This is a genomic window from Citrobacter sp. Cpo015, from assembly GCF_030333035.1.
Classification (GTDB): domain Bacteria; phylum Pseudomonadota; class Gammaproteobacteria; order Enterobacterales; family Enterobacteriaceae; genus Citrobacter; species Citrobacter portucalensis.
Genome location: NZ_JAOWGS010000028.1, coordinates 115,277 through 134,518, shown reverse-complemented (window position 1 = coordinate 134,518; position 19,242 = coordinate 115,277). Strand labels below are relative to the sequence as shown.

General features: G+C 54.5%; 20 protein-coding genes. 9 read left to right on the top strand and 11 right to left on the bottom strand.

All coding sequences use genetic code 11. The annotated features are described in order from the left end of the window. Positions 1–3 precede the first annotated feature (3 nt). The 4 genes from OGY67_RS09895 to OGY67_RS09880 all read right to left on the bottom strand — a co-directional run bounded on the left by OGY67_RS09895 (position 4) and on the right by OGY67_RS09880 (position 5,113). The gene (locus tag OGY67_RS09895; RefSeq protein WP_286573911.1) at positions 4–1,605 is read right to left on the bottom strand and encodes an APC family permease; all 1,602 of its coding nucleotides are present in this window, start codon (positions 1,603–1,605) and stop codon (positions 4–6) included. A gap of 11 nt (positions 1,606–1,616) precedes the next feature. Continuing rightward, the gene (locus tag OGY67_RS09890; RefSeq protein ID WP_286573940.1) at positions 1,617–3,224 is read right to left on the bottom strand and encodes an aldehyde dehydrogenase (NADP(+)); all 1,608 of its coding nucleotides are present in this window, start codon (positions 3,222–3,224) and stop codon (positions 1,617–1,619) included. 14 nt (positions 3,225–3,238) lie between these two features. Beyond that, positions 3,239–4,159, bottom strand: coding sequence for a dihydrodipicolinate synthase family protein (locus OGY67_RS09885; protein ID WP_003830108.1), 921 nt, complete (start codon positions 4,157–4,159; stop codon positions 3,239–3,241). A gap of 138 nt (positions 4,160–4,297) precedes the next feature. Further along, a complete protein-coding gene (locus tag OGY67_RS09880; RefSeq protein WP_267442377.1) occupies positions 4,298–5,113 on the bottom strand; it encodes an AraC family transcriptional regulator in 816 nt (271 codons plus the stop codon). A 308-nt stretch (positions 5,114–5,421) separates the two neighbouring features. On the opposite strand from OGY67_RS09880, the gene OGY67_RS09875 reads away from it, so the two are divergent. From OGY67_RS09875 to OGY67_RS09855, 5 genes are all read left to right on the top strand, one after another. Next, a complete protein-coding gene (locus tag OGY67_RS09875; RefSeq protein ID WP_286573910.1) occupies positions 5,422–6,363 on the top strand; it encodes a 4-hydroxyproline epimerase in 942 nt (313 codons plus the stop codon). Continuing rightward, complete coding sequence (locus OGY67_RS09870) at positions 6,360–7,463, top strand: NAD(P)/FAD-dependent oxidoreductase (RefSeq protein ID WP_286573909.1); 1,104 nt, start codon at positions 6,360–6,362, stop codon at positions 7,461–7,463. The genes OGY67_RS09875 and OGY67_RS09870 overlap by 4 nt, the downstream gene beginning before the upstream one ends. Next, entirely contained in the window at positions 7,460–7,714 is a 255-nt protein-coding gene (locus OGY67_RS09865) for a (2Fe-2S)-binding protein (protein ID WP_008786074.1), read from the top strand. The genes OGY67_RS09870 and OGY67_RS09865 overlap by 4 nt, the downstream gene beginning before the upstream one ends. After that, on the top strand, positions 7,701–8,957 hold the full coding sequence (locus tag OGY67_RS09860) for an NAD(P)/FAD-dependent oxidoreductase (RefSeq protein WP_286573908.1): 1,257 nt from the start codon (positions 7,701–7,703) through the stop codon (positions 8,955–8,957). The genes OGY67_RS09865 and OGY67_RS09860 overlap by 14 nt, the downstream gene beginning before the upstream one ends. Before the next feature lie 497 nt (positions 8,958–9,454). Further along, on the top strand, positions 9,455–10,327 hold the full coding sequence (locus OGY67_RS09855; protein ID WP_234692594.1) for a phosphorothioated DNA-binding restriction endonuclease: 873 nt from the start codon (positions 9,455–9,457) through the stop codon (positions 10,325–10,327). A gap of 375 nt (positions 10,328–10,702) precedes the next feature. Here the strand turns inward: OGY67_RS09855 and OGY67_RS09850 are convergent, their stop codons facing one another. The 7 genes from OGY67_RS09850 to OGY67_RS09820 form a co-directional block, all read right to left on the bottom strand. Then, on the bottom strand, positions 10,703–13,036 hold the full coding sequence (locus OGY67_RS09850; protein WP_286573907.1) for a primase-helicase zinc-binding domain-containing protein: 2,334 nt from the start codon (positions 13,034–13,036) through the stop codon (positions 10,703–10,705). Between the two features lie 14 nt (positions 13,037–13,050). Then, positions 13,051–13,371: a DUF5375 domain-containing protein gene (locus tag OGY67_RS09845; RefSeq protein WP_016151192.1), complete on the bottom strand. Its 321-nt coding sequence runs from the start codon at positions 13,369–13,371 to the stop codon at positions 13,051–13,053. Then, complete coding sequence (locus OGY67_RS09840; protein ID WP_502872207.1) at positions 13,368–13,628, bottom strand: hypothetical protein; 261 nt, start codon at positions 13,626–13,628, stop codon at positions 13,368–13,370. The genes OGY67_RS09845 and OGY67_RS09840 overlap by 4 nt, the downstream gene beginning before the upstream one ends. A gap of 71 nt (positions 13,629–13,699) precedes the next feature. Then, positions 13,700–14,149, bottom strand: a complete 450-nt coding sequence (locus OGY67_RS09835; protein WP_286573906.1) for a hypothetical protein — start codon at positions 14,147–14,149, stop codon at positions 13,700–13,702. Beyond that, positions 14,142–14,441 carry a derepression protein gene (locus tag OGY67_RS09830; protein ID WP_286573905.1) on the bottom strand — a complete coding sequence of 100 codons (300 nt, stop codon included), beginning with the start codon at positions 14,439–14,441 and terminating at the stop codon, positions 14,142–14,144. The genes OGY67_RS09835 and OGY67_RS09830 overlap by 8 nt, the downstream gene beginning before the upstream one ends. After that, positions 14,434–14,994, bottom strand: coding sequence for a host cell division inhibitor Icd-like protein (locus OGY67_RS09825; protein ID WP_286573904.1), 561 nt, complete (start codon positions 14,992–14,994; stop codon positions 14,434–14,436). Before OGY67_RS09825 ends, OGY67_RS09830 begins: the two co-directional genes overlap by 8 nt. After that, the gene (locus OGY67_RS09820) at positions 14,991–15,257 is read right to left on the bottom strand and encodes a helix-turn-helix transcriptional regulator (RefSeq protein WP_114675940.1); all 267 of its coding nucleotides are present in this window, start codon (positions 15,255–15,257) and stop codon (positions 14,991–14,993) included. Before OGY67_RS09820 ends, OGY67_RS09825 begins: the two co-directional genes overlap by 4 nt. A 551-nt stretch (positions 15,258–15,808) precedes the next feature. On the opposite strand from OGY67_RS09820, the gene sid reads away from it, so the two are divergent. The 4 genes from sid to OGY67_RS09800 all read left to right on the top strand — a co-directional run bounded on the left by sid (position 15,809) and on the right by OGY67_RS09800 (position 19,240). Beyond that, positions 15,809–16,612 (top strand): capsid size-determining scaffold Sid, encoded by an 804-nt coding sequence (gene sid, locus OGY67_RS09815; protein WP_286573903.1) that lies wholly within the window; start codon positions 15,809–15,811, stop codon positions 16,610–16,612. After that, on the top strand, positions 16,609–16,851 hold the full coding sequence (locus tag OGY67_RS09810) for an ogr/Delta-like zinc finger family protein (protein ID WP_286573902.1): 243 nt from the start codon (positions 16,609–16,611) through the stop codon (positions 16,849–16,851). Before sid ends, OGY67_RS09810 begins: the two co-directional genes overlap by 4 nt. A 16-nt stretch (positions 16,852–16,867) precedes the next feature. After that, positions 16,868–17,443: a phage polarity suppression protein gene (locus OGY67_RS09805; protein WP_286573901.1), complete on the top strand. Its 576-nt coding sequence runs from the start codon at positions 16,868–16,870 to the stop codon at positions 17,441–17,443. A gap of 486 nt (positions 17,444–17,929) precedes the next feature. Further along, positions 17,930–19,240, top strand: a complete 1,311-nt coding sequence (locus tag OGY67_RS09800) for an AAA family ATPase (protein WP_286573900.1) — start codon at positions 17,930–17,932, stop codon at positions 19,238–19,240. Positions 19,241–19,242: the final 2 nt, after the last annotated feature.

Here is a 19,242-nt window from a genome sequence, read left to right as displayed (position 1 = left end):
CCTTTACTCTTCTTCATCACCGGTAAAGTTAGCCCGCGGCAGACAGGTTCGCTCACCCCAGTAGTAAATTCCCAGCGACATCACCGCTACCACCACCGTATCCCACGGATGACCAATCACCCCTGTGCCCCCAAAACTGCCCAGCCAGGAGAAGAGCATAATCAGCGCGTAGAAAGCGATAAGCCACAGAGACGATTTCACCTGCTGCGCCAGACTCACGGTGTGTACCGGCACTTTTGATTTGCAAAGCACATAGACGACAAACATCACAATCTGCAGTCCCAGCAGCCATGACAGCGTGCCCCAGCCAGACCAGAATACAATCAGCGCCGAAATCACAAACGACACCGGACCGATAATCCCGAAGGCACGCACGCGGAATGGGCGCGGCAAATCCGGTGCATTACGACGTAGCCCCGCCGCCGTGACCGGGGCAATGGCGTAGCTCAGTACCAGCGCCGCCGACACCACGCTTATCAGCTGTTCCCATGACGGGAACGGTAATGTCCAGAAGATAGACAATGCAAAGGTCAGCCACAGCGCCGGACGCGGAATGCCAGACTCTTTATCGATGTGGGTAAACGTCTTAAAGAAGGTGCCTGCTTTCGCCCAACCATAAATCACGCGCGGCGTGGCGTTCATGTAGATATTGCCGGTACCACTTGGGGAGACAATCGCGTCGCACACCACCATAAACGCCAGCCAGCCCATACCGAGCGTAATGGCGATATCCCGGTACGGCAGCGAGAATTGCTTGCTGATCTCCGCCCAGCCGCCACCCAGCATTTCGGTCGGAATACTGCCAAGAAATGCCAACTGCAACAGCACGTAAATAATCGTCGACAGCACCACGGATAAAATCAGCGCCACCGGGATGGTACGCTGTGGATTCTTTACTTCACTCGCCACAGAAATAATTGGCGTCAACCCCAGGTAGGCGAAGATGATCCCACCGGCGCTAATCGCAGCCTCAACGCCCGACATACCAAAGGGTGCAATTCCCTGAACGTGCAGGTTCTCAGGTTTGAAAAAGGTAAAGAGCGTCACAACGACCGCCAACGGCACCAAAAATTTCAGAATACTGATGATGTTATTGGAACGGGCAAACGTTTTTACACTGTAGTAATTCAGCCCGAAGAACAAACACAGCAGCAAAAACTGCACTATCCATCCCAGCAACGTTGGGTCGCTTGAACCAGTTTGAGTCAGCATCGGGAACCATGCTGCCGCATACTGCCGCGCAGCAACAATCTCTATGGAGATGAGGCTTGAAAACGCAATCAGCGTAATAAATCCAAGCAGATACCCCATCAACTCACCGTGGGAAAAGACCGGATAACGGATAATCCCCCCGGCACGAGGCAGTGCCGCGCCCAGCTCACAATAGACAATCCCTAACAGCAGAACGGCAATCCCACCGATGACCCACGAGGCAATGCCCGCAGGTCCGGCAATCGATGCCACATGGCTTGCGGCAAACAGCCAGCCGGAACCGAAGATAGCCCCAAGCCCAATAAACGTCAGGTCGGTTAGCGTTAGCTGCTTTTTAAATTTACCCACCTCAGCAACGCGGGCCTGTGTTTGGTGCGTAGAGTGAATCGTCATGGTCATGCCCTTCAGTCAACAGAGGGGGAAATGGCTTCCCGGGTCCACTGCCCGTTAATCAGGCGCAGCAGGTTCAGAGGGTTGTCATCCTGGACAGCAGGCGGAAGCAGCGCGGCAGGCACATTTTGCAGGCATACCGGGCGTAAAAAACGGTCGATGGATTGCGTTCCTACCGAGGTACCGCGAGCATCGGTGGTGGCAGGCCACGGACCGCCGTGCACCATGGCATCACAAACCTCGACCCCGGTCGGATAACCGTTAAACAAAACGCGTCCCGCTTTTTCAGTGAGGGCTGGCAGCAGGCGCTGTGCCAGCGGCCCATCATCAGATTCAGCGTGCACAGTAGCCGTCAGCTGACCCGGAATCACGCGCAAAATGGACTGCAACTCCGCCTCATCGGCCACCTCGACCAATACCGCCAGCGGGCCAAACACTTCCTGCTGTAGCAGTAGATCCTGTGCCAGCAGCAGCGAAGCCGGAGCCTGATACAACCGGGCCTGCGCGCGGCCGATAACCGATTCATCAGACCCTGCCAAGCGCTGAATATGCGGATGTGCCTCAAGCGCGCTGACACCCTCTTCATAATGGGCAAGCGTCGGGGCATTCAGCATGATCTGTGCCGGAGCCTGGTCAACCGCGACCTTCAGCGCCTGCGTGAAGCGGGACATACCCTCGCCGCGTAAGACAAGGATCAGCCCCGGCTTGGTACAAAACTGCCCACATCCCAAAGTGAAAGAGGACACCAGCTCATTGGCCAGCGTTTCTGCCCGCGTGGCGACGGCCTGCGGCAGAATAATCAGCGGGTTAATGGCCGACATTTCCGCAAAGACGGGGATCGGCTGCGGACGCTGCTGCGCCAGCTGCCAGAGCGCCTTACCGCCGCGCAGCGAACCGGTAAAACCCACCGCCTGAATCGCCGGATGGCGAACCAGATCCGCGCCAATATCGGTGCCGAAAATCATGTTAAAAACGCCCGCAGGCAGGCCAGATGCCGCGACCGCACGCACAATCGCCTGGGCAGTCAATTCCGCCGTCGCCATATGTCCGGGATGGGCTTTCACCACCACCGGACAACCCGCCGCCAGCGCGGATGCGGTATCGCCTCCCGCCGTAGAAAAGGCCAGCGGAAAATTGCTGGCCCCGAACACCGCCACCGGGCCAAGCGCGGTCAGATACTGACGCAGATCCGGACGTGGCAGGGGCTGGCGGTCAGGGAGTGCGGTATCAATGCGTACGCCAAAGGCATCGCCCCGACGCAGCACCCCGGCAAACATGCGCAGCTGATTACTGGTACGGGTGCGCTCTCCCTGTAACCGCGCCAGCGGCAGTGCCGTTTCCTGGTGGGCTATGGCGAAAAAATCCTCGCCGAGCAAATCCAGCTCGTCGGCAAGGGTGTCGAGAAAGCGGGCACGCACGTCTGGCGCTGTCTGTGAATAGACAGGAAACGCCTGGTCAGCCGCCTCCGCCGCGGCGGCGGCCTCCTCATGAGAGGCCGGGTAAAAATGGTATCCGGTCAGCTTGCCGTCAGCGGCACGCAGGCTTGGCAGCGTCGCCTCACCGCTTGCCACGCGGCGTCCGGCGATAAACTGCTGACCCGAAACAGAGAGAGGTAGCGTCATCATCACTCCTTTACTTAAAGGCCAACATCCGGCAGCTGTGGACGGGTCGCCAGCGCCTTCTCAACAATCGCCACCACTTGCGCACGGGTATCCCCTTCCAGCGCCAGACGCGGTGGACGGGTAATGGCGCTGCCACGCCCCAGCAATTCTTCACAGAGCTTGATGCACTGCACCAGATCCGGGCGCGCATCCAGATGCAGCAACGGCATAAACCAGCGGTAAAGCGCCATCGCTTCCTCATAACGCTGTTGTTTCGCCAGGCGGAACAACGTCTCCCCTTCACGCGGGAAGGCGTTCGACATTCCGGAGATCCAGCCTTCCGCCCCAACGGCAATGCTCTCGACCACCACATCATCCAGCCCAGCGAACAGCACAAAGCGGTCGCCAACAGAATTACGCAGGTCGATAAAACGGCGGGTATCGCCGGAGGAGTCTTTGAAACAGACGATGTTGTCGCAGTCGGCAAGCGTCGCCAGGATGTCCGGCGTCACGTCGTTTTTGTAAATCGGCGGGTTGTTGTACACCATGATAGGCAGGTCGGTAGCCGTAGCCACACTGCGGAAGTGGGCCGCTGTTTCATGCGGTTTTGAGGAATACACCAGCGCAGGCATCACCATAATACCGTCGACGCCCACGCGCTCTGCCTCTTTCGCCATCTTCTGTGCAAACGCGGTGGTGAATTCGGCCACCCCCGCAATAACCGGGATCTGACCACCCGCAGCATCTTTCGCTACTTCGATGATCTGTAGCTTTTCCTGCGTTGTCAGAGAGGTGTTCTCCCCCACGCTGCCGCACACCACCAGGCCAGAAACACCATCCTTGACCAGGTTTTTCATCACCGTATGGGTGGCATCCAGATCCAGGGAATAATCGCTACGAAACTGGGTGCTGACTGCCGGGAATACACCGCTCCAGTGAATGGCTTTCTTGCTCATGTTCGGTTCCTTGTCGTCAATTTGTTAATTTAAAGTGAATGAATGGTGAATATTCACTGACAGATTGACGTTTCAGGCGACCGACTGCTTGGTGGTTTTCTTCCTCTTTGATGACGAAATTAGCACAGTGAGTGTGTCTTACCCGGCAAGCGTAATGCGAAAATCACGCGGCGTAGAGCCCGTCATCGCCTTAAACTGGCGGCTAAACGCGCTGTGATCGGTATAACCGCACTGCAACGCAATATCGGTAATCGGCGTATCGCCCGCCAGCAGTTCGGTGGCTTTTTCCAGCCGAACTTTGTGGATCATCTGGCGCGGCGTGAGATGAAAAATACGCTTACAGTAGCGCTCAATTTGCGCCACCGACATGCCGCTCAGGGCGGTTAGTTCCTCCATCGCGATGGGACGGTGATAATGGTTGCGGATATGATCGTCGACGATCGCCAGCCGCTGCCACGCCGGGTGACGCGCCTGCGCTTCCTGCAGATCGTGTGAAATCCCCGCCATACCGATGACCTGGCCCTGCGCATCCCGCAGCGCCAGCTTCTGGGTCAAACACCAGCCGCGTTCACGACCGTTGTAGAGATGCATTTCCAGCTGATCGCGCAGCGTTACCCCTTCGCGCAGCACCCGCATATCCTGCTCGGTATAGCCCAGCCCAAGCGCTGAAGGGAAAACATCGGCAGAGGTTTTACCCAGCAGAGAAACGACCGTCTTAAACCCGCAGCGTCGTACCAGGGTCATATTGACCATCAAATAGCGGGCCTGCACATCTTTGATAAAAAAGACCACATTCGGAATAGCATTGAGCAGCGGCGCAATCAATGCCATCGCATGGAGCAACGTCTGGATATTGTCCGGACGCTGACGCGCCAACCCCTCACATATCTGGCTAAGTTCAGCCACTTCAGGCACCGGCGACGGGGCCCGCACATCATTAATCACACAGGACATCACGCTTCCTCCCGATTAGTGATCTGAATATTTATTAACTTTTTGTTAACTCAGCAAGCATCCTTACTGCGTTTTGCGATCCTGCCGTAGATTTATAATTTCCCCTTTTCCAGCCACTGGCGCGGTTGCCTTTTTTGGTTTACCACACCACTAACAAAATGATTAATAACAAATAAATATGATATCGCCTTAACGATGACAGCGGCCATTATGCTGATTTCGTCATTTACGGTGACGAAAGCGATCAAGCCGGGACGCAGGGCTTGCGTCAGCATTTAGCAACAAAATATTAACTTCCCGGAGATCCTATGACAGCACAGTACAGTGAACTGAGAGTGATTGATTCTCACACCGGCGGTGAACCCACTCGCCTGGTCATCGACGGCTTTCCGGATCTGGGAGCGGGGAACATGAGCGAGCGTCGCGAGCGCTTTTCCCGCGACTACGACGACTGGCGTAAAGCCATTATTCTTGAGCCGCGCGGTAACGACGTTCTGGTCGGTGCATTGCTCTGTGAGCCAGTTTCGCCACAGGCCACGGCGGGAGTCATCTTCTTTAACAACTGCGGCTTTCTGAACATGTGCGGTCACGGCACCATCGGGCTGATTGCCTCGCTGGCATGGCTTGGGCGCATTCAACCCGGTAAACATCTGATTGAAACGCCGGTGGGCGATGTGACCGCCACGCTGCACGAAGACGGCAGCGTCTCGGTCGAAAACGTGCCGGCCTACCGCTGGCGTAAGCAGGTACAGGTTGAAACCATCCACGGTACGGTAACGGGTGATATCGCCTGGGGCGGCAACTGGTTCTTCCTTGTCAACGATCATCCGTTCGCGGTCTCGCCGGAAAAGATCCCTGAATTGACGGAGTACGCATGGGCAATCCGTGAAGGGTTAGATCGTGCAGGCATCCGTGGCGAACATGACGGTATTATCGATCACATCGAACTGTTTGCAGAAGATGATCGCGCGGACAGCCGCAGTTTTGTACTCTGCCCCGGTAAAGCCTGGGATCGATCGCCCTGCGGCACCGGCACCAGCGCTAAGCTGGCCTGTCTGGCAGAGGACGGAAAACTCAAATCCGGAGAATCCTGGCGGCAGGCGAGCATCATCGGCAGCGAATTTACGGCGCATTTCGTGCCGCATGGCGACAAGATCGTCCCGACGATCCGCGGAGAGGCATGGGTCTGTGGTGATAATAAGCTGATCCTCAATCCTGAAGATCCGTTCCGCTGGGGGATCTCGCTGTGATCGAAAGTGACGTCATCGTCATCGGTGCCGGGATTATCGGGGCCGCCTGCGCCTGGCAACTGGCCGCTCGCGGACAGCGAGTCACGCTGGTCGATGACGGCAATGCGGGCGCGACGGCGGCGGGTATGGGTCACCTGGTGTGCATGGATGACGATCCTGCGGAGCTCGCACTCTCCGCCTGGTCTCTGGAGAGCTGGCGCAAACTGACGCCCCGGATGCCGGAAAGCTGTGCCTTGCGCGGATGCGGCACGCTGTGGCTGGCGGAAACGCCGCAAGAGCTTGCGCTGGCAGAAGAAAAAAAACAACGGATGGCACAATACCAGGTTGTCAGCGAAATGCAGACCCGCGATCGGCTTGCCGCGCGCGAACCACTGCTCACCGCCGGACTCGCTGGCGGGCTGTGGGTCCCCGGCGACGGGATAGTTTACGCCCCAAACGTCGCCCGCTGGTTTATTAACGATGCCGATTTAACGCACCTTCGGGATAGCGCCCTCACTGTTGATGCCCCTTACGTCACCCTACACAGCGGCAAACGACTGCGCGCGCGCGCCATCGTCATCGCCAGCGGTCTGGGTGCCAACACGCTGCTGGGTGAAAACTGGCTCATACCCAAAAAAGGCCAGTTGGCGATCACCGACCGCTACGGCCCCTTGCTCAGCCACCAGCTGGTAGAGTTGGGATACGGTGCCAGCGCCCATGCAGGCGGCACCTCAGTGGCATTTAACATTCAGCCACGCCCCACCGGACAGTTGCTGATTGGCTCCTCCCGCCAGTTTGATAACACCTACCGCGAGGTTGATCTCCCCCTGTTGGCACAGATGCTGGCGCGAGCGCGCCATTTTTTACCCTCTCTGGAGACGCTAAATATCATCCGTTGCTGGAGCGGTTTTCGCGCGGCATCGGCTGACGGTAACCCGCTGATTGGCCCACATCCTGCGCGTCCGGGTATCTGGCTGGCGCTGGGACATGAAGGACTCGGCGTCACAACCGCGCCAGCAACCGCCGAGTTACTTTGCGCCCAGATCCTTGGCGAGCGCCCGGCGGTGTCCCCGGATGCCTGGCTTCCCGCTCGCCTGCACAAGCAGGAGGCCATCGCATGACGACCCTGAACGTAATTATCGACGGCCAGAGCTGTGAGGTTCCCGTCGGAATGAGTATTGCAGCAGCACTGGCCCTGGTGGGCAACGGCGTGACCCGTCGTTCGGTGAGTGGTCAACTGCGCGCACCCTTCTGCGGAATGGGCGTTTGTCAGGAGTGCCGCGTCACGGTGAACGGGCACCGGGTACTGGCCTGCCAGACGGAATGCCAGCCCGAAATGGTGATTGAAAGGAGCCATCATGCAAAGCGTTGACTGTGAGATCCTGATCCTTGGCGCAGGGCCTGCCGGATTGTCGGCGGCACTGGCTGCCGCACGCTGTGGAAAATCAGTGATAATCCTTGATGACAACCCTCGCCCCGGCGGGCAAATCTGGCGCGACGGGCCGCAGGTCTCACTCCCCCGGGACGCCAGACGGCTTCGTCAGGCGGTAGCTGAACATCCCCACATTACGCTGCTGAGCGGTGCCCGGCTGATTGCCCGCCCCAACCCACATTCCGTAGTCTTCGAAACCGCAGACGACTGCGGCGAAATCCGCTGGCAGCGGCTGATTTTATGCTGCGGCGCCAGAGAACTCTCGCTGCCTTTTCCCGGCTGGACGCTACCCAATGTGACGGGGGCCGGAGGCCTGCAGGCGCAGATAAAACACGGCCTACAACTCAAGGGGGAACGCGTGGTCATTGCAGGCAGCGGTCCTCTTCTGCTGGCGGTCGCCAGTACGGTGAAACGCGCTGGCGGGAATATTGTCGCCATCATCGAACAGGCCCCGATGACCGCACTGGCCCGTTTCGCAACCGGTCTATGGCGCTGGCCTGAAAAATTGCGTCAGTTCGGCGAGCTCTTTCCAGCCCGCTATCATCCGGCAAGCCAGGTCATCCAAGCGCAGGGTGATACCTGTCTGCAGTCAGTGACCGTGCGCCACCAGGGACAAACCCGAGAGATCGCCTGCGACAGGCTGGCCATTGGCTATGGGCTGGTACCGAATATAGAACCTGGCGCAATCTTTGGCTGCAAAACAGAAAATCAGGCTATTTGGGTCGATGCGGATCAACGCACCAGTGTGCAGGACATCTATGCGGCAGGAGAATGCACCGGCTTTGGCGGCAGCGAGCTGGCGTTAGCCGAGGGAGAAATTGCCGGCTATGCCGCCGCAAATTGTCCGCAAAAGGCCCAAAGCGCCATCTCCGCGCGCGCCCGCTGGCAGCGTTTTGCCCAGGCGTTGCATACGACGTTTGCGCTGCCGGAGTCGCTAAAAGCCGCGACCACCGCAGATACGCTGCTCTGCCGTTGTGAGGATATTCGTTGTGGCGACGTGCAAAACGCCGAAAGCTGGCAGGCGGCAAAGCTCGCCACACGCTGTGGAATGGGGGCCTGTCAGGGGAAAGTCTGCGCCACCAGCGCCCGCTGGCTGTACGGCTGGCCGCTGCCGCAGCCGCGCGAACCGCTCTCCCCCGCGCGTGTCGACACGCTTATCCATCTCGCAAAGCCTGAGGGGTGATGGTCAGGTTTAAAGGCGCCCACTGGCGCCTTTTTTGATGTGGTGTATCCGTAGACCTTTTCGTCAAAGGGAATAATTTTTATCTTCACCCGTATCTATTTCGCTCTGTGTATTGGGAACCGAGCGTTCTATTTCTGCCAAACATTCAAAAATATAAAGGGAATGTAATGCATGTTTAAAATATGATAAATCCAATACTTCAAATTACCGATATTGCTTTTATTAACAAGCAGAAACCAGCATAGCACCCCAGGAAATAATCTTTTTTTCGTATAGTTAGAAAAATAACACTTACTAAAGAAAGGTTTATTCTTATACCACCCCCGATGAATAAGCATGAATAACTAAAAAATAATATGGCGAAAAAAGTTTTTTATTTAATCTGCGAATTCGATAATGAATATTGTTTTTAGTGTTGGCCGAAATAGGCACAGCAACGCTTGATTAAGTGATATTTTGCGAGCATCATCGCAATTATTTACCCGAAAATGAAATCAATGGCTTCTAGTAAATCCCTGCAACAGGCAATTGCCGACATCACCATCTGGCGTAAAGGCGAGCAGCGTGCGCCGCACAAGCCTCTGCTGCTGCTTCATGTGCTGGCGGGGTATCAGCAGGGCCATGGCCGCCTGTTTGATTACGGTTTAGAAGTTCGCGACCCCTTGCATAGCCTGCTGGAGCGATTTGGACCGCAACGCGCGCAGTATCGCCCGGATATGCCCTTCTGGCGCTTACAGGGCGATGGATTCTGGGAGCTACAAAACGCCGAGCATTGTTCAACATCCGGCAGCAGCAAACAGCCCCCTGCCGGAGAACTGGTGGCGCATAACGTTGCCGGAGGCTTTGATGAACAACATTTTGCCCTGCTGAAAAAGAGCAACAACCTCATTAACACCCTGGCACAGCAAATTCTCGAGGCTCACTTCACCGAAAGCATCCAGGAAGAGATCGCGGATGAACTGGGGTTTGATATCCTGCAAATCCGCAAACAGCGGGACCCATTGTTCCGCCAGCAGGTTCTGCGTGCCTATAACTATGAATGCGCCATTTGTGGCTTCAATATGCGCCACGACAGCACTTCGGTTGCCCTGGAAGCCGCCCATATCAAATGGAAACAGCACGGCGGTCCGTGCGAGATTTCGAACGGCCTGGCGCTGTGTGCAATCCACCATAAAGCATTTGATAAAGGTTCGATTGGGCTGGATGAGAGTATGCGAGTTCAGGTGTCACCCGCAGTAAATGGCAGCGGCATGGTGGGCAGACTATTCTGGGATTTCGACGGGAAGGAGATTGCTCTACCGATGATGCGCGAGAATTATCCAAAAGAAGGTTTTGTGGAGTGGCACAGGAAGGAGGTGTTTAGAGGGTGAGTGCGAAGGCCGGACTCAAATCACAACTTAACATGTTAAATATAAAGATTTTATTTATAGCAACTCATTAAAGTGCCCCCATTTGTGCCCCCATCATTTTTTAACCCCCTTCAGACGACAACACCTTGATAAGAAAGATTAATAACTTCAAAAAATGATCTCCGGTTTGGATCCGTGCTACGGATCCAAATCGGAAGAATGAAGAACCTAAAAAAAACTTTTTTTACGGAAAACTGTTCACACTGTTCACTCGCTATTATTTATCTTTAATTTCAATGTGATATACGGTGAACAGTCCGTGAACAGTGAACACTTTACTGTTCACTTTCCGGGATTTCAGGTAAAAAAAGACCGGCTGATGCCGGTCCGGGTAGGTTATGTCGCGGTGGTTTCGTCGCACCGGGGCAGCCAGTCGGCGTTGCTTTCCTCCCTGAGCGCAAGATTCGTCTGCATCCCCTGATTTGTTCGCCGCCTGGCGTAATTCAGCCCGTACTCTTTCAGCATCGATGACAGTCCTTTGCCGAACATGGTCAGGCTGAGTGTGTTCTTGTAGCCGTGTGCCTCCATGTACACCAGATAGGCGTGATACAGATACAGGCACGGCTGTCGCGGGATGATATTCGCATTCCCCATGTACATACCGTCAGGCTCGGGAAGAGCCTCCAGATAACCGCAAAAATCGAACGTCGGGTCAGCGTCGCGCTTGATGCTGAGCGCCTCGTCGGAGTTCTGCTGCGACTGGAGCAGTGTGCGCGCGGTCATCGGGTCGCTGAACGTCTGCATAAGCTGGCGCACGATGACGGCCAGCTCCCGGGCGATTTTATCTTTCAGCTTCGGGTCACGCTCTTCCGGGGCAATCTGTTCCGGGAAGTGCATAATCACCCGGCGACGTGACACCCCGCCGCTGCGGTCGGTGAAGCGCATCGGGTTATTGTTCACGGCCAGTATCACCGCCGGAATATGGGTGGAGTACGCATCGCGGTATTTCGGGTCGACGGAGACCGCATCCCCGCCGGTGATGGCCTTGAGTCCTGCCCCGTCACCGCTCCATTTCTCCTGGTCAGGCAGACGTATCAGCGAGAAGCCAATCAGCGCCGCACGTTCGCGGGGCGACTCCAGCGTCTCGATGGTGGCCGACGTGGCGTTATCTTCCCCGGCGAGCATCGTCGCTATTTCGGCCAGAATACTTTTCCCGCTGCCGCCGGGACCGGTCACTTCGAGGAAGAGCTGCCAGTCGTAACGGTTCGCCAGCACCATAAACAGCGCGGCGAGTATCACCTCCCGTTTATCGGCGCGCGAACCGGCGGCGCGGTCGAGCCAGCGCCAGAAATTCGGCGCGTGCGTCTCCAGCGTTTCCCCCTCCACCGGCGGGGTGAAATCCACGTCGCACAGGGTGCGCAGCCAGTGCGTTTTGCTGTGCGGGCTGAATACGCCGCTTTTGGTATCGAGCACGCCGTTGCGAAAGCCAATCAGCCGCCGTGGCGGGGCGTCCTGCTGCGGAATAATCAGTTTCAGGGTGTCCACCACCGAGGCAATTTTCCCTGATGAAAACGGGGCGCGCAGACGCTGGAACAGCCCGGCCACGTCGCGCGCAAAGTCCGACGGCGGAATGATTTTCCAGATTCCCGCCTCATAGCGGGACAGGAGCTGCCCGTTCGCATCCACCGCCAGCGCTTCGCCGTAATGTTCATGCACCCGCATGGCTTTCTCACTGGTGCTCATGGCGGTAAATTCCGCCTCGCTCATGGTGCTGAACGGGCTGTCAGCCGGTGGCCGGATGGCGTCATACATGGCTTTACACGTGGCATCCCCGCCGTGCTGTGTATACGCATCATTCCAGTCACCGAACACCGGTGGCAGGGCGACCACGCCCTCGCAGGACTCTGCGGCCACAGACGCTTTGGTCTGGCCGTCGCCGTTAAGGTCACGGTCGGCGGCGAGGACAATCTGACAGGCCGGATATTTCTTACGGGCAAGGCTTGCCAGAGAAAGGAGGTTCACGGAGGACAGCGCCACCATGACGGTTTCCCCGGTCAGGTGATGCACGGTGAGCGCGGTCGCATAGCCCTCCGCTATCCACAGCCGTTTTCCCGCCTCTTTTTTCCCGTCGAGAATATGACACGCCCCTTTGACCTGACCGCCTTTCAGAGTGCGCTTGAGACCGTCCGCATTAATGAGCTGGACGTTAACCAGTGCGCCGCTATCGTCATACAGCGGGACAACCACATCACCGGCGCGGTACGTCACGCCGCCGGTTTTATGCAGGGTGGTGAGCGTCAGACATTCCCGGCCGGGGAAGCCCTTGCGGGTGAGGTAGGCGTTGCCGGTGGCCGGGCGGGCTTTCTCCGTCAGTCTGGCGGCCAGCGCGGCGGCCGCTTTGCGGTCGGCCTCTGTCTCAGCCTCTGCGGCCGCAATCACTTCCGGGGCAACCGGCGGCAGGTTGCCGGTCACGGCGTTCACCTTCCTGGCCGCCTCTGACGGGGTCACGCCGAACACTTTCTCAACCAGTTTCAGGCCGTCCCCCGCGCCGCACTGGTTACAGAACCACGTCCCGCGCCCCTCTTTATCATCAAAGCGAAAGCGGTCGGAGCCGCCACACACCGGACAGGCCTGATGGCGGTTTTTGATGACCGTTACCCCCAGCGCCGGGAGAATGCGCGGCCAGTGGCCGCACGCCTGTTTTACGGTGTCCGTTACGTTCATTTTCATCGTTACTTTCTCCCTCAGTGCAGTGCCGGTGCGGTGATATGGCGGGCGCAGAGTTCATCCATCACGGCCAGCCCGAGAAAGGACAGCGACGGCGCGGCCTTGAGTGGTCCGGCTTCCATTAAATCTTCGAGCAGGGCACAGGCAATCTGGCGGCCTTTTTCCTCGCCATGCTGGCGCAGGTAGAAGCCCTCCAGCTCGGCGGCAATGGCGCTTTCCAGCGTACTGAGTGTGAGCTGCGGGTAGCGGTGCTGACGTTCGCACAGGGTCAGCCAGGCACAGGCGACCGCCCGGCGGTAAAGTGCAGCGCGCAGAACGGGGGATAATGCGGTTTTCATACACTGCCCTCCCCGGTCAGCCAGCGCTGATTGCAGCGGTCGACCACGCCGTCGAGCCGGGCAGTCATGAGGTAAATCACCGAGGTGAGCTGTAGCTGCTGCGCCGGATTGTGGCGCACGGTGGTGCAGCCCTGCACCTGCATCAGGTCGCCGACAAGCTGGCCGACGTTGCGCATATGTTCGAGGCATTCAAGGTCTGCCCGGCTGATGGTGGGCTGGTTTATATTCTGCGGCCGTTCCGTACTGTTAACAGGCATTATTTCGTCTCCTGAGGACGTGCGTATCCCTGCGCAGATACGCACATTTTATTTTTGGGTGTCGTTTTTAATTACAGATAATGGCGGTAGCTGTTATCCGGTTTTATTTCCGTTTCCGGCCTGACATTATTCCGCCATTTATGCGCCACCGGCGCCGGACGTTTAACCGGGGGAATATCATCAGGATAGTTATCAATATTCCGCGCCCGGTATTGCTGTAATGCCGGGTCAGCCGCTATTTCGCGTAATACGGCGTGGCGGTTTTCAGGGTTACGTTTAAAGACGTCGGGATGCTCACAGGTAAAGTCCCGCAAAAAACGACCGAGCGGAATTTCTGCCATGCGGCCACCGGCAATTATACGAATGAGGATGGTGTAGGTGCGCCGGTACGGGTTCCAGACCAGCCCCGGACAGCGGTACGGCATATCCCACGGAATCCCGTCGGCCAGCACACCCGACACCACCACATCAGGAAATCCTGTACAGCGATATATTTCACCCGGCTGAGGGAAATCAAACATGGTGCTCACCTCCGTTTCCTGACGTCGTGGCAAGAAAGTCACGGCACAGGCCTTTGGCTTTCAGCTCTTCCAGGACGTAGCTGACGTCCTCATGGATATAACTAAAAATCTGCGGCAGGTATAGCTGGTGTAAACCGTTCAGCTCACGGCGCAGCAAATCTCCACCGATGAACTGCGAGACGGCGCTGGCGCGATTGAGTTTATGGTACGCCTCAATGCTGAGGTGTTCCTGCATGGGGTTAAGGTCATCACGACGCGCTGAGGCGGTCTGAGGGGTGTTTTTATTATGCATGTGACACCTCCACAACCGGCAGACGGGCGGCAAGGGAAAGCACATATTCCCGGACAAGGGTGCGGCGGGCGGCCAGCTCGTCACCGGCCACGGTGCGGAGCATACAGATACGAGGCTTACGGTCTGCGCGACGGACGGCGGCAAACACAAAGACAAACTGCGGTTGTGACGAGGGGAGGGTTGTAGCCATGATGGCAATCTCCTTGAAGTAGTCTGAAAAACTACCACCGGAAACGCCAATTTCACTGGTGGCAGCCCGAACGGGGTTGGCGTAACCGGCCTTCAAGGGTACCGGCCAGCCCGAAGGCTGCCCCGCCCGGACTACCATTATCTGACTGGAACCATGGTGTACGCATAAACACCACAGCCCGAAAAATGGGTGCGCCTGAGCAACGACGTAAAAAAACACGCATGGCGCGTGTCGTGTCGCCTTGAAGTTATACGGAACGCCAATTCCGGCTGTCGATTTTGCGACAGCGACGAAACTGTACCAGGAAACACACAACGGATGCAAGCCAGAAAAAGGGGCTTTGTGAAAGTTGCTCTGATTCATGCGTCGTATTTCCGGTTGCGGTGCGCGATACGTTCTGCCATCCACGCCGTGATTTCAGACTGCAGCCAGGCGACATTTTTACCCCCGAGGGAAACCTGCGCCGGGAAAGCATTGCGGGCAATTAAATCGTAGAGTGTGGAGCGGGACAGGCCGCACTGATGAATGACTTCCGGGAGACGTAAAAAACGTTCCTGAATCGGGGCTGAAACCGGCATCGGGTGCGTGCCAGTGGGGGAAGGTGGTACTGATGAAACCGTGTGCATAACGCTACCTCGTTAATATCCGCAGAGATCCGGACGTGTCCGTCCGGTATCAGGTAGCGCTCTATTTTGTGAATATTTTTTCTCAATGCAACAGGGGGAAATTGTACAAAGCACGGGACAACGGGTGCTGTTTTTTTACTCATGACCATTTAAAGGTGCTGGAAGCAGTTATAAGGAGCTGGAGATTTCAAAAGTGAAATGCAAATTGCTTTAATCACCCTAATAGCATGAATTAATAGGATAAACCGCATAAAATTTACATTCGGAATGTTCAGACCAGTGAACAGTAGTGAACAGTTGGTGAACACTTCCCTCTCAACTGTTCACTCTTTAATTTATTGTTTTACTTATATTTTTATTCTTAGTGAACAGTAGTGAATAGTTATTAGTAAAAAAACAAACAGAGAGAGGGGGTTTCCTGCGACCTTTCTCTGGCCAGCCGGGTTTTTAAGTCCTGTTTGTGCCATGTCTGCTACAACGGCAATGAATCGAGTTGTTGTCTGAGGGACGGCAGAATAGCGTCAGGTTGAAAACACAGAGAGAACCCGACGATGAAACCAGATTTGTTTACCGCAGTAATGAAAACTATCGGCAGCACGCAGGATGAGAACATCCGCACGGCCATTGACAGCGCACTGGATACCCTTAACGAGAAAGCAAACCAGAACGCAGAGGCCACGATAAATAATGCGCTTGAGGCGTTCAGCAAGGCCAAATCCGCGCACACGGAAAATATGCTGAAACTGAATGATATTGATGCCGCCATTAACCGCAGCGAAAAAGAGCGTCAGAACGCCCTGAATGAAAGTGCCGAAGCCGAACAGAACTGGCGTACCCGTTTTCGCGAACTGCGCGGCACGATGACCCCGGAACTGAAAGCCGAACACAGTCAGAGAGTGGCTGGTCGGGAGCTGGCGGAGGAATTCACCGCCCTGATTGATGAGCTCAACGATGATAAAGCCAGTACCATGCTGGCCGCCTGTACATCAGGAGATAAGTACGTCGGCACGCATTTTACGGTGTTCTCTGCCTACTCCCGGAATGAGTGGGCGACCGTGATGAAAGACATCCCTCCCTCACTGGTGCGCGCATTTGCGTTACGTCTGCGTGAACTCGAAATGAAAGGAGAAGAACACCCTCACAACGTTCTCATTCAGGAGCTGGGGGAGAATGTACTGGCGCAAAGCAGATACTACACATTCAACATGGCGCAGGAGCCGGTAATTTCAAAAATTTGGCTTCACCGTCCGGCACTCACCGGCGTGGATATGAAGCTCTTTAAAAGCCCTGTTCTCAGAATGGCGCGGGCTAAGGAGCTGGCACAGAAGAAAAAAACGCAGGGGGCTAAGCCATGATGCGCTGCCCGTACTGCAAACAGGCTGCCCATGTCCGTACCAGCCGTTACCTGTCGGATAACGTCAAACAGAGCTACCTCCAGTGCGTGAATGTCTTTTGCTCCGCAACCTTTCGCACCACCGAGTCTATCGACGAGGTAATACGGCCACCGGCAGAAGAAAAGCACGAACCACCACAAACAGTGCCAGAAACACCGCCCCGAATTCTGGACTGCGCCCGCTCATCGCTGCGCCACTGATTCAGGAGAAAAGACAATGGCACGAGCACTACTGGAACAGGCCTTTGAAACCTGTCAGAAGAATAAATCGGACTGGATGAGCAGCAAGTCAGCACTGGCGCGGGTTGAAATGGCGCTGAAAGAGCTGGAGCTGACCTGCACCCGTTATGAACCGGAGGCCGCACAGGCGCTGCGGGATGATATTGACCTGAAAAAATGGGCGGTAAATCAGTCGGCCGGGCAGTACATCCGGTCACATGAGGCCGTGCAGCGTATCAGTATCCGGCGTCAGCTCCACGCCTTTATGCAGGTAAGCGGCGACGCGCTGGCCGCCGCACTGGCACCGGAATTAATGCATCTCAGCGAACAACCTGACATCGTCAGAGAACGGGCTCTCGACCGGGCGGCCGCCAGTGTTCGCGAAGCGCTGTCCGTTCATGTAACCCGCGGAGGAAATATTGATTACGCAGAGGATGATCGCGACATTCTGACAACCATCGGTTTCCGGCCTGACAGAGCATCGAGAGACGACAACCGGGCAAAATATACGCCTGAACAGAGTCAGATTTTCATGCGCCGACAGGCCGCGCAGCCCCGCAAAAAATCCGCATAAAACGCCCCGAAAATACCCGTCTTTTTAATAAAAATAGCCATGCATGCCTACGCTGCATGGCTTTGCATGCAAAACCCTGAATTTTTCACACCCCGCCGCACCAGCACTGGTGCGGCCTGAGTGCCCTCACGCACCTGCATTAAAAGTGCCCCGGGAAGCGGGCAGGCGTGGCGGGGAGAGCATTGCGCGTTGGAAGTAAAATGCTTTTTATTCTTTGGCACGCTCTGTTGCCCTCTTTAGTTAGAAACATCAGATAATTTAATGATATTAGTTAATGTGGTTGGCAACTCTCGCACCCTCCAGAGCCTAACTTAAATTTACCTATAATGGATGAGCAGAGTACTTATGTGATCCTTTTCACAAAGCTCCCTGCAGCATCGTCACTTACAGAGTGAGTCCAATTGCAAAGATCCCAGCTTCTATTATAATTTTTTGCTAGTATGTTCATTACTGAATGTCGATCAATATGGAATGGAGTCTTAACAAGTGATTCTTATACAAAAAATAGAAATTAACGGTTTCAAAAGCCCAACATCAAAATTAAGTGTATTGCTTTCTGGTAGTAATATCTCTGTTATTTATGGAGATAATGGTAGTGGAAAAACAACTTTTTTAAAAATATTACATTCAATTTTAGAAAGAGATGAATCCGTTTTAATACAGAATAAAGTTTCAAGTGTCGTTTTATACTATAGTTACCCTGATGGGAATTACGACAGAACCACAATAAAAAGAAAGTACGAATCCAATAGACGAAGTGATTCACTTAAAAAAAATGAGAATACTGAATATAACTGGACAGACTTTTTGAACTCTCCTCTCGCTGAATTATCATCCTTATCACTAGGCGTCGAACGCGGTGTAATAAATCAAGCATCACGTATTGAGCCAAGGCAGATTTATGATTACTTTGTTAGGCATAGAGAAATTTTAATTAAAGAAGTTGATTTATTCTCTATAGCTCATGAGATGTCTACGTTTTTAAGAGTCACTCATAACAAATACAAATCAAGGTCAGACCAAAATCAATTTGAGATGGTAAAGAAAAACCTTCACCTCCAGTCTGTTAAAATTGAAAACATTGAAAGCCTTTTGCTTGAAAAATATAAAATGGCAAGAATCACCGCTACAAAGAGAATCCAAAGCGCTTTATTTGACACTTTATCTATAGCAATTACTTTAAACGAAACATCTGTAGAAAGAAACCATAGATCAAGCCTTCCAAACGACTTCGAACGTAGATTAATAGAAAATAAAGAAAGGATTATCGAAGCACTTGATGATGGCGAAGAAAATAAGTTCAAAAACAAAGTAATACAAATACTTTCTGATGAAAATATCGAAGAGGAGGTTTCTCGCTATAGGCATCATGAAATCCTAGGTCAATTATTTATGAATATGATGAACGAACTTGAGTTAGAAAAACAGATGTTAAGCTCAATAAACCTTCTAATTGACACGTTCAATCGTTTTTTAATACAAGGCAAAGAATTAATAATCAGGAACGAACATATCTATGTGAAAGTAGGTAGGATCACACATAGCATCAGCGAATTATCAAGTGGTGAAAGACATATTCTCACATTTTTATGCCTAGTTTTATTTGAAGGTGGCAAAAGAAACATCCTGATAATTGATGAGCCTGAAATATCCCTAAACATAAAATGGCAACGAGAACTGCTTTCACTTTTTTCAGAACTAATCCCACAAACACAAATAATAGTGGCATCACACAGTCCTTCGCTAGCAAATCGCAATCCTCAATTCCTTTGCGAGCTTAATTTGTCCGTAGGTTGAAA

Bases quoted from the DNA above. Each gene is read 5' to 3' on its own strand.
- OGY67_RS09855 (WP_234692594.1), top strand. From the start codon at position 9,455: ATGGCTTCTAGTAAATCCCTGCAACAGGCAATTGCCGACATCACCATC.
- sid (WP_286573903.1), top strand. From the start codon at position 15,809: ATGAAACCAGATTTGTTTACCGCAGTAATGAAAACTATCGGCAGCACG.
- OGY67_RS09880 (WP_267442377.1), bottom strand. From the start codon at position 5,113: ATGTCCTGTGTGATTAATGATGTGCGGGCCCCGTCGCCGGTGCCTGAA.
- OGY67_RS09850 (WP_286573907.1), bottom strand. From the start codon at position 13,036: ATGAAAATGAACGTAACGGACACCGTAAAACAGGCGTGCGGCCACTGG.
- OGY67_RS09830 (WP_286573905.1), bottom strand. From the start codon at position 14,441: ATGCATAATAAAAACACCCCTCAGACCGCCTCAGCGCGTCGTGATGAC.
- OGY67_RS09895 (WP_286573911.1), bottom strand. From the start codon at position 1,605: ATGACGATTCACTCTACGCACCAAACACAGGCCCGCGTTGCTGAGGTG.
- OGY67_RS09805 (WP_286573901.1), top strand. From the start codon at position 16,868: ATGGCACGAGCACTACTGGAACAGGCCTTTGAAACCTGTCAGAAGAAT.
- OGY67_RS09845 (WP_016151192.1), bottom strand. From the start codon at position 13,371: ATGAAAACCGCATTATCCCCCGTTCTGCGCGCTGCACTTTACCGCCGG.
- OGY67_RS09835 (WP_286573906.1), bottom strand. From the start codon at position 14,149: ATGTTTGATTTCCCTCAGCCGGGTGAAATATATCGCTGTACAGGATTT.
- OGY67_RS09840 (WP_502872207.1), bottom strand. From the start codon at position 13,628: ATGCCTGTTAACAGTACGGAACGGCCGCAGAATATAAACCAGCCCACC.
- OGY67_RS09825 (WP_286573904.1), bottom strand. From the start codon at position 14,994: ATGAATCAGAGCAACTTTCACAAAGCCCCTTTTTCTGGCTTGCATCCG.
- OGY67_RS09810 (WP_286573902.1), top strand. From the start codon at position 16,609: ATGATGCGCTGCCCGTACTGCAAACAGGCTGCCCATGTCCGTACCAGC.
- OGY67_RS09890 (WP_286573940.1), bottom strand. From the start codon at position 3,224: ATGACGCTACCTCTCTCTGTTTCGGGTCAGCAGTTTATCGCCGGACGC.
- OGY67_RS09875 (WP_286573910.1), top strand. From the start codon at position 5,422: ATGACAGCACAGTACAGTGAACTGAGAGTGATTGATTCTCACACCGGC.
- OGY67_RS09820 (WP_114675940.1), bottom strand. From the start codon at position 15,257: ATGCACACGGTTTCATCAGTACCACCTTCCCCCACTGGCACGCACCCG.
- OGY67_RS09860 (WP_286573908.1), top strand. From the start codon at position 7,701: ATGCAAAGCGTTGACTGTGAGATCCTGATCCTTGGCGCAGGGCCTGCC.
- OGY67_RS09885 (WP_003830108.1), bottom strand. From the start codon at position 4,159: ATGAGCAAGAAAGCCATTCACTGGAGCGGTGTATTCCCGGCAGTCAGC.
- OGY67_RS09865 (WP_008786074.1), top strand. From the start codon at position 7,460: ATGACGACCCTGAACGTAATTATCGACGGCCAGAGCTGTGAGGTTCCC.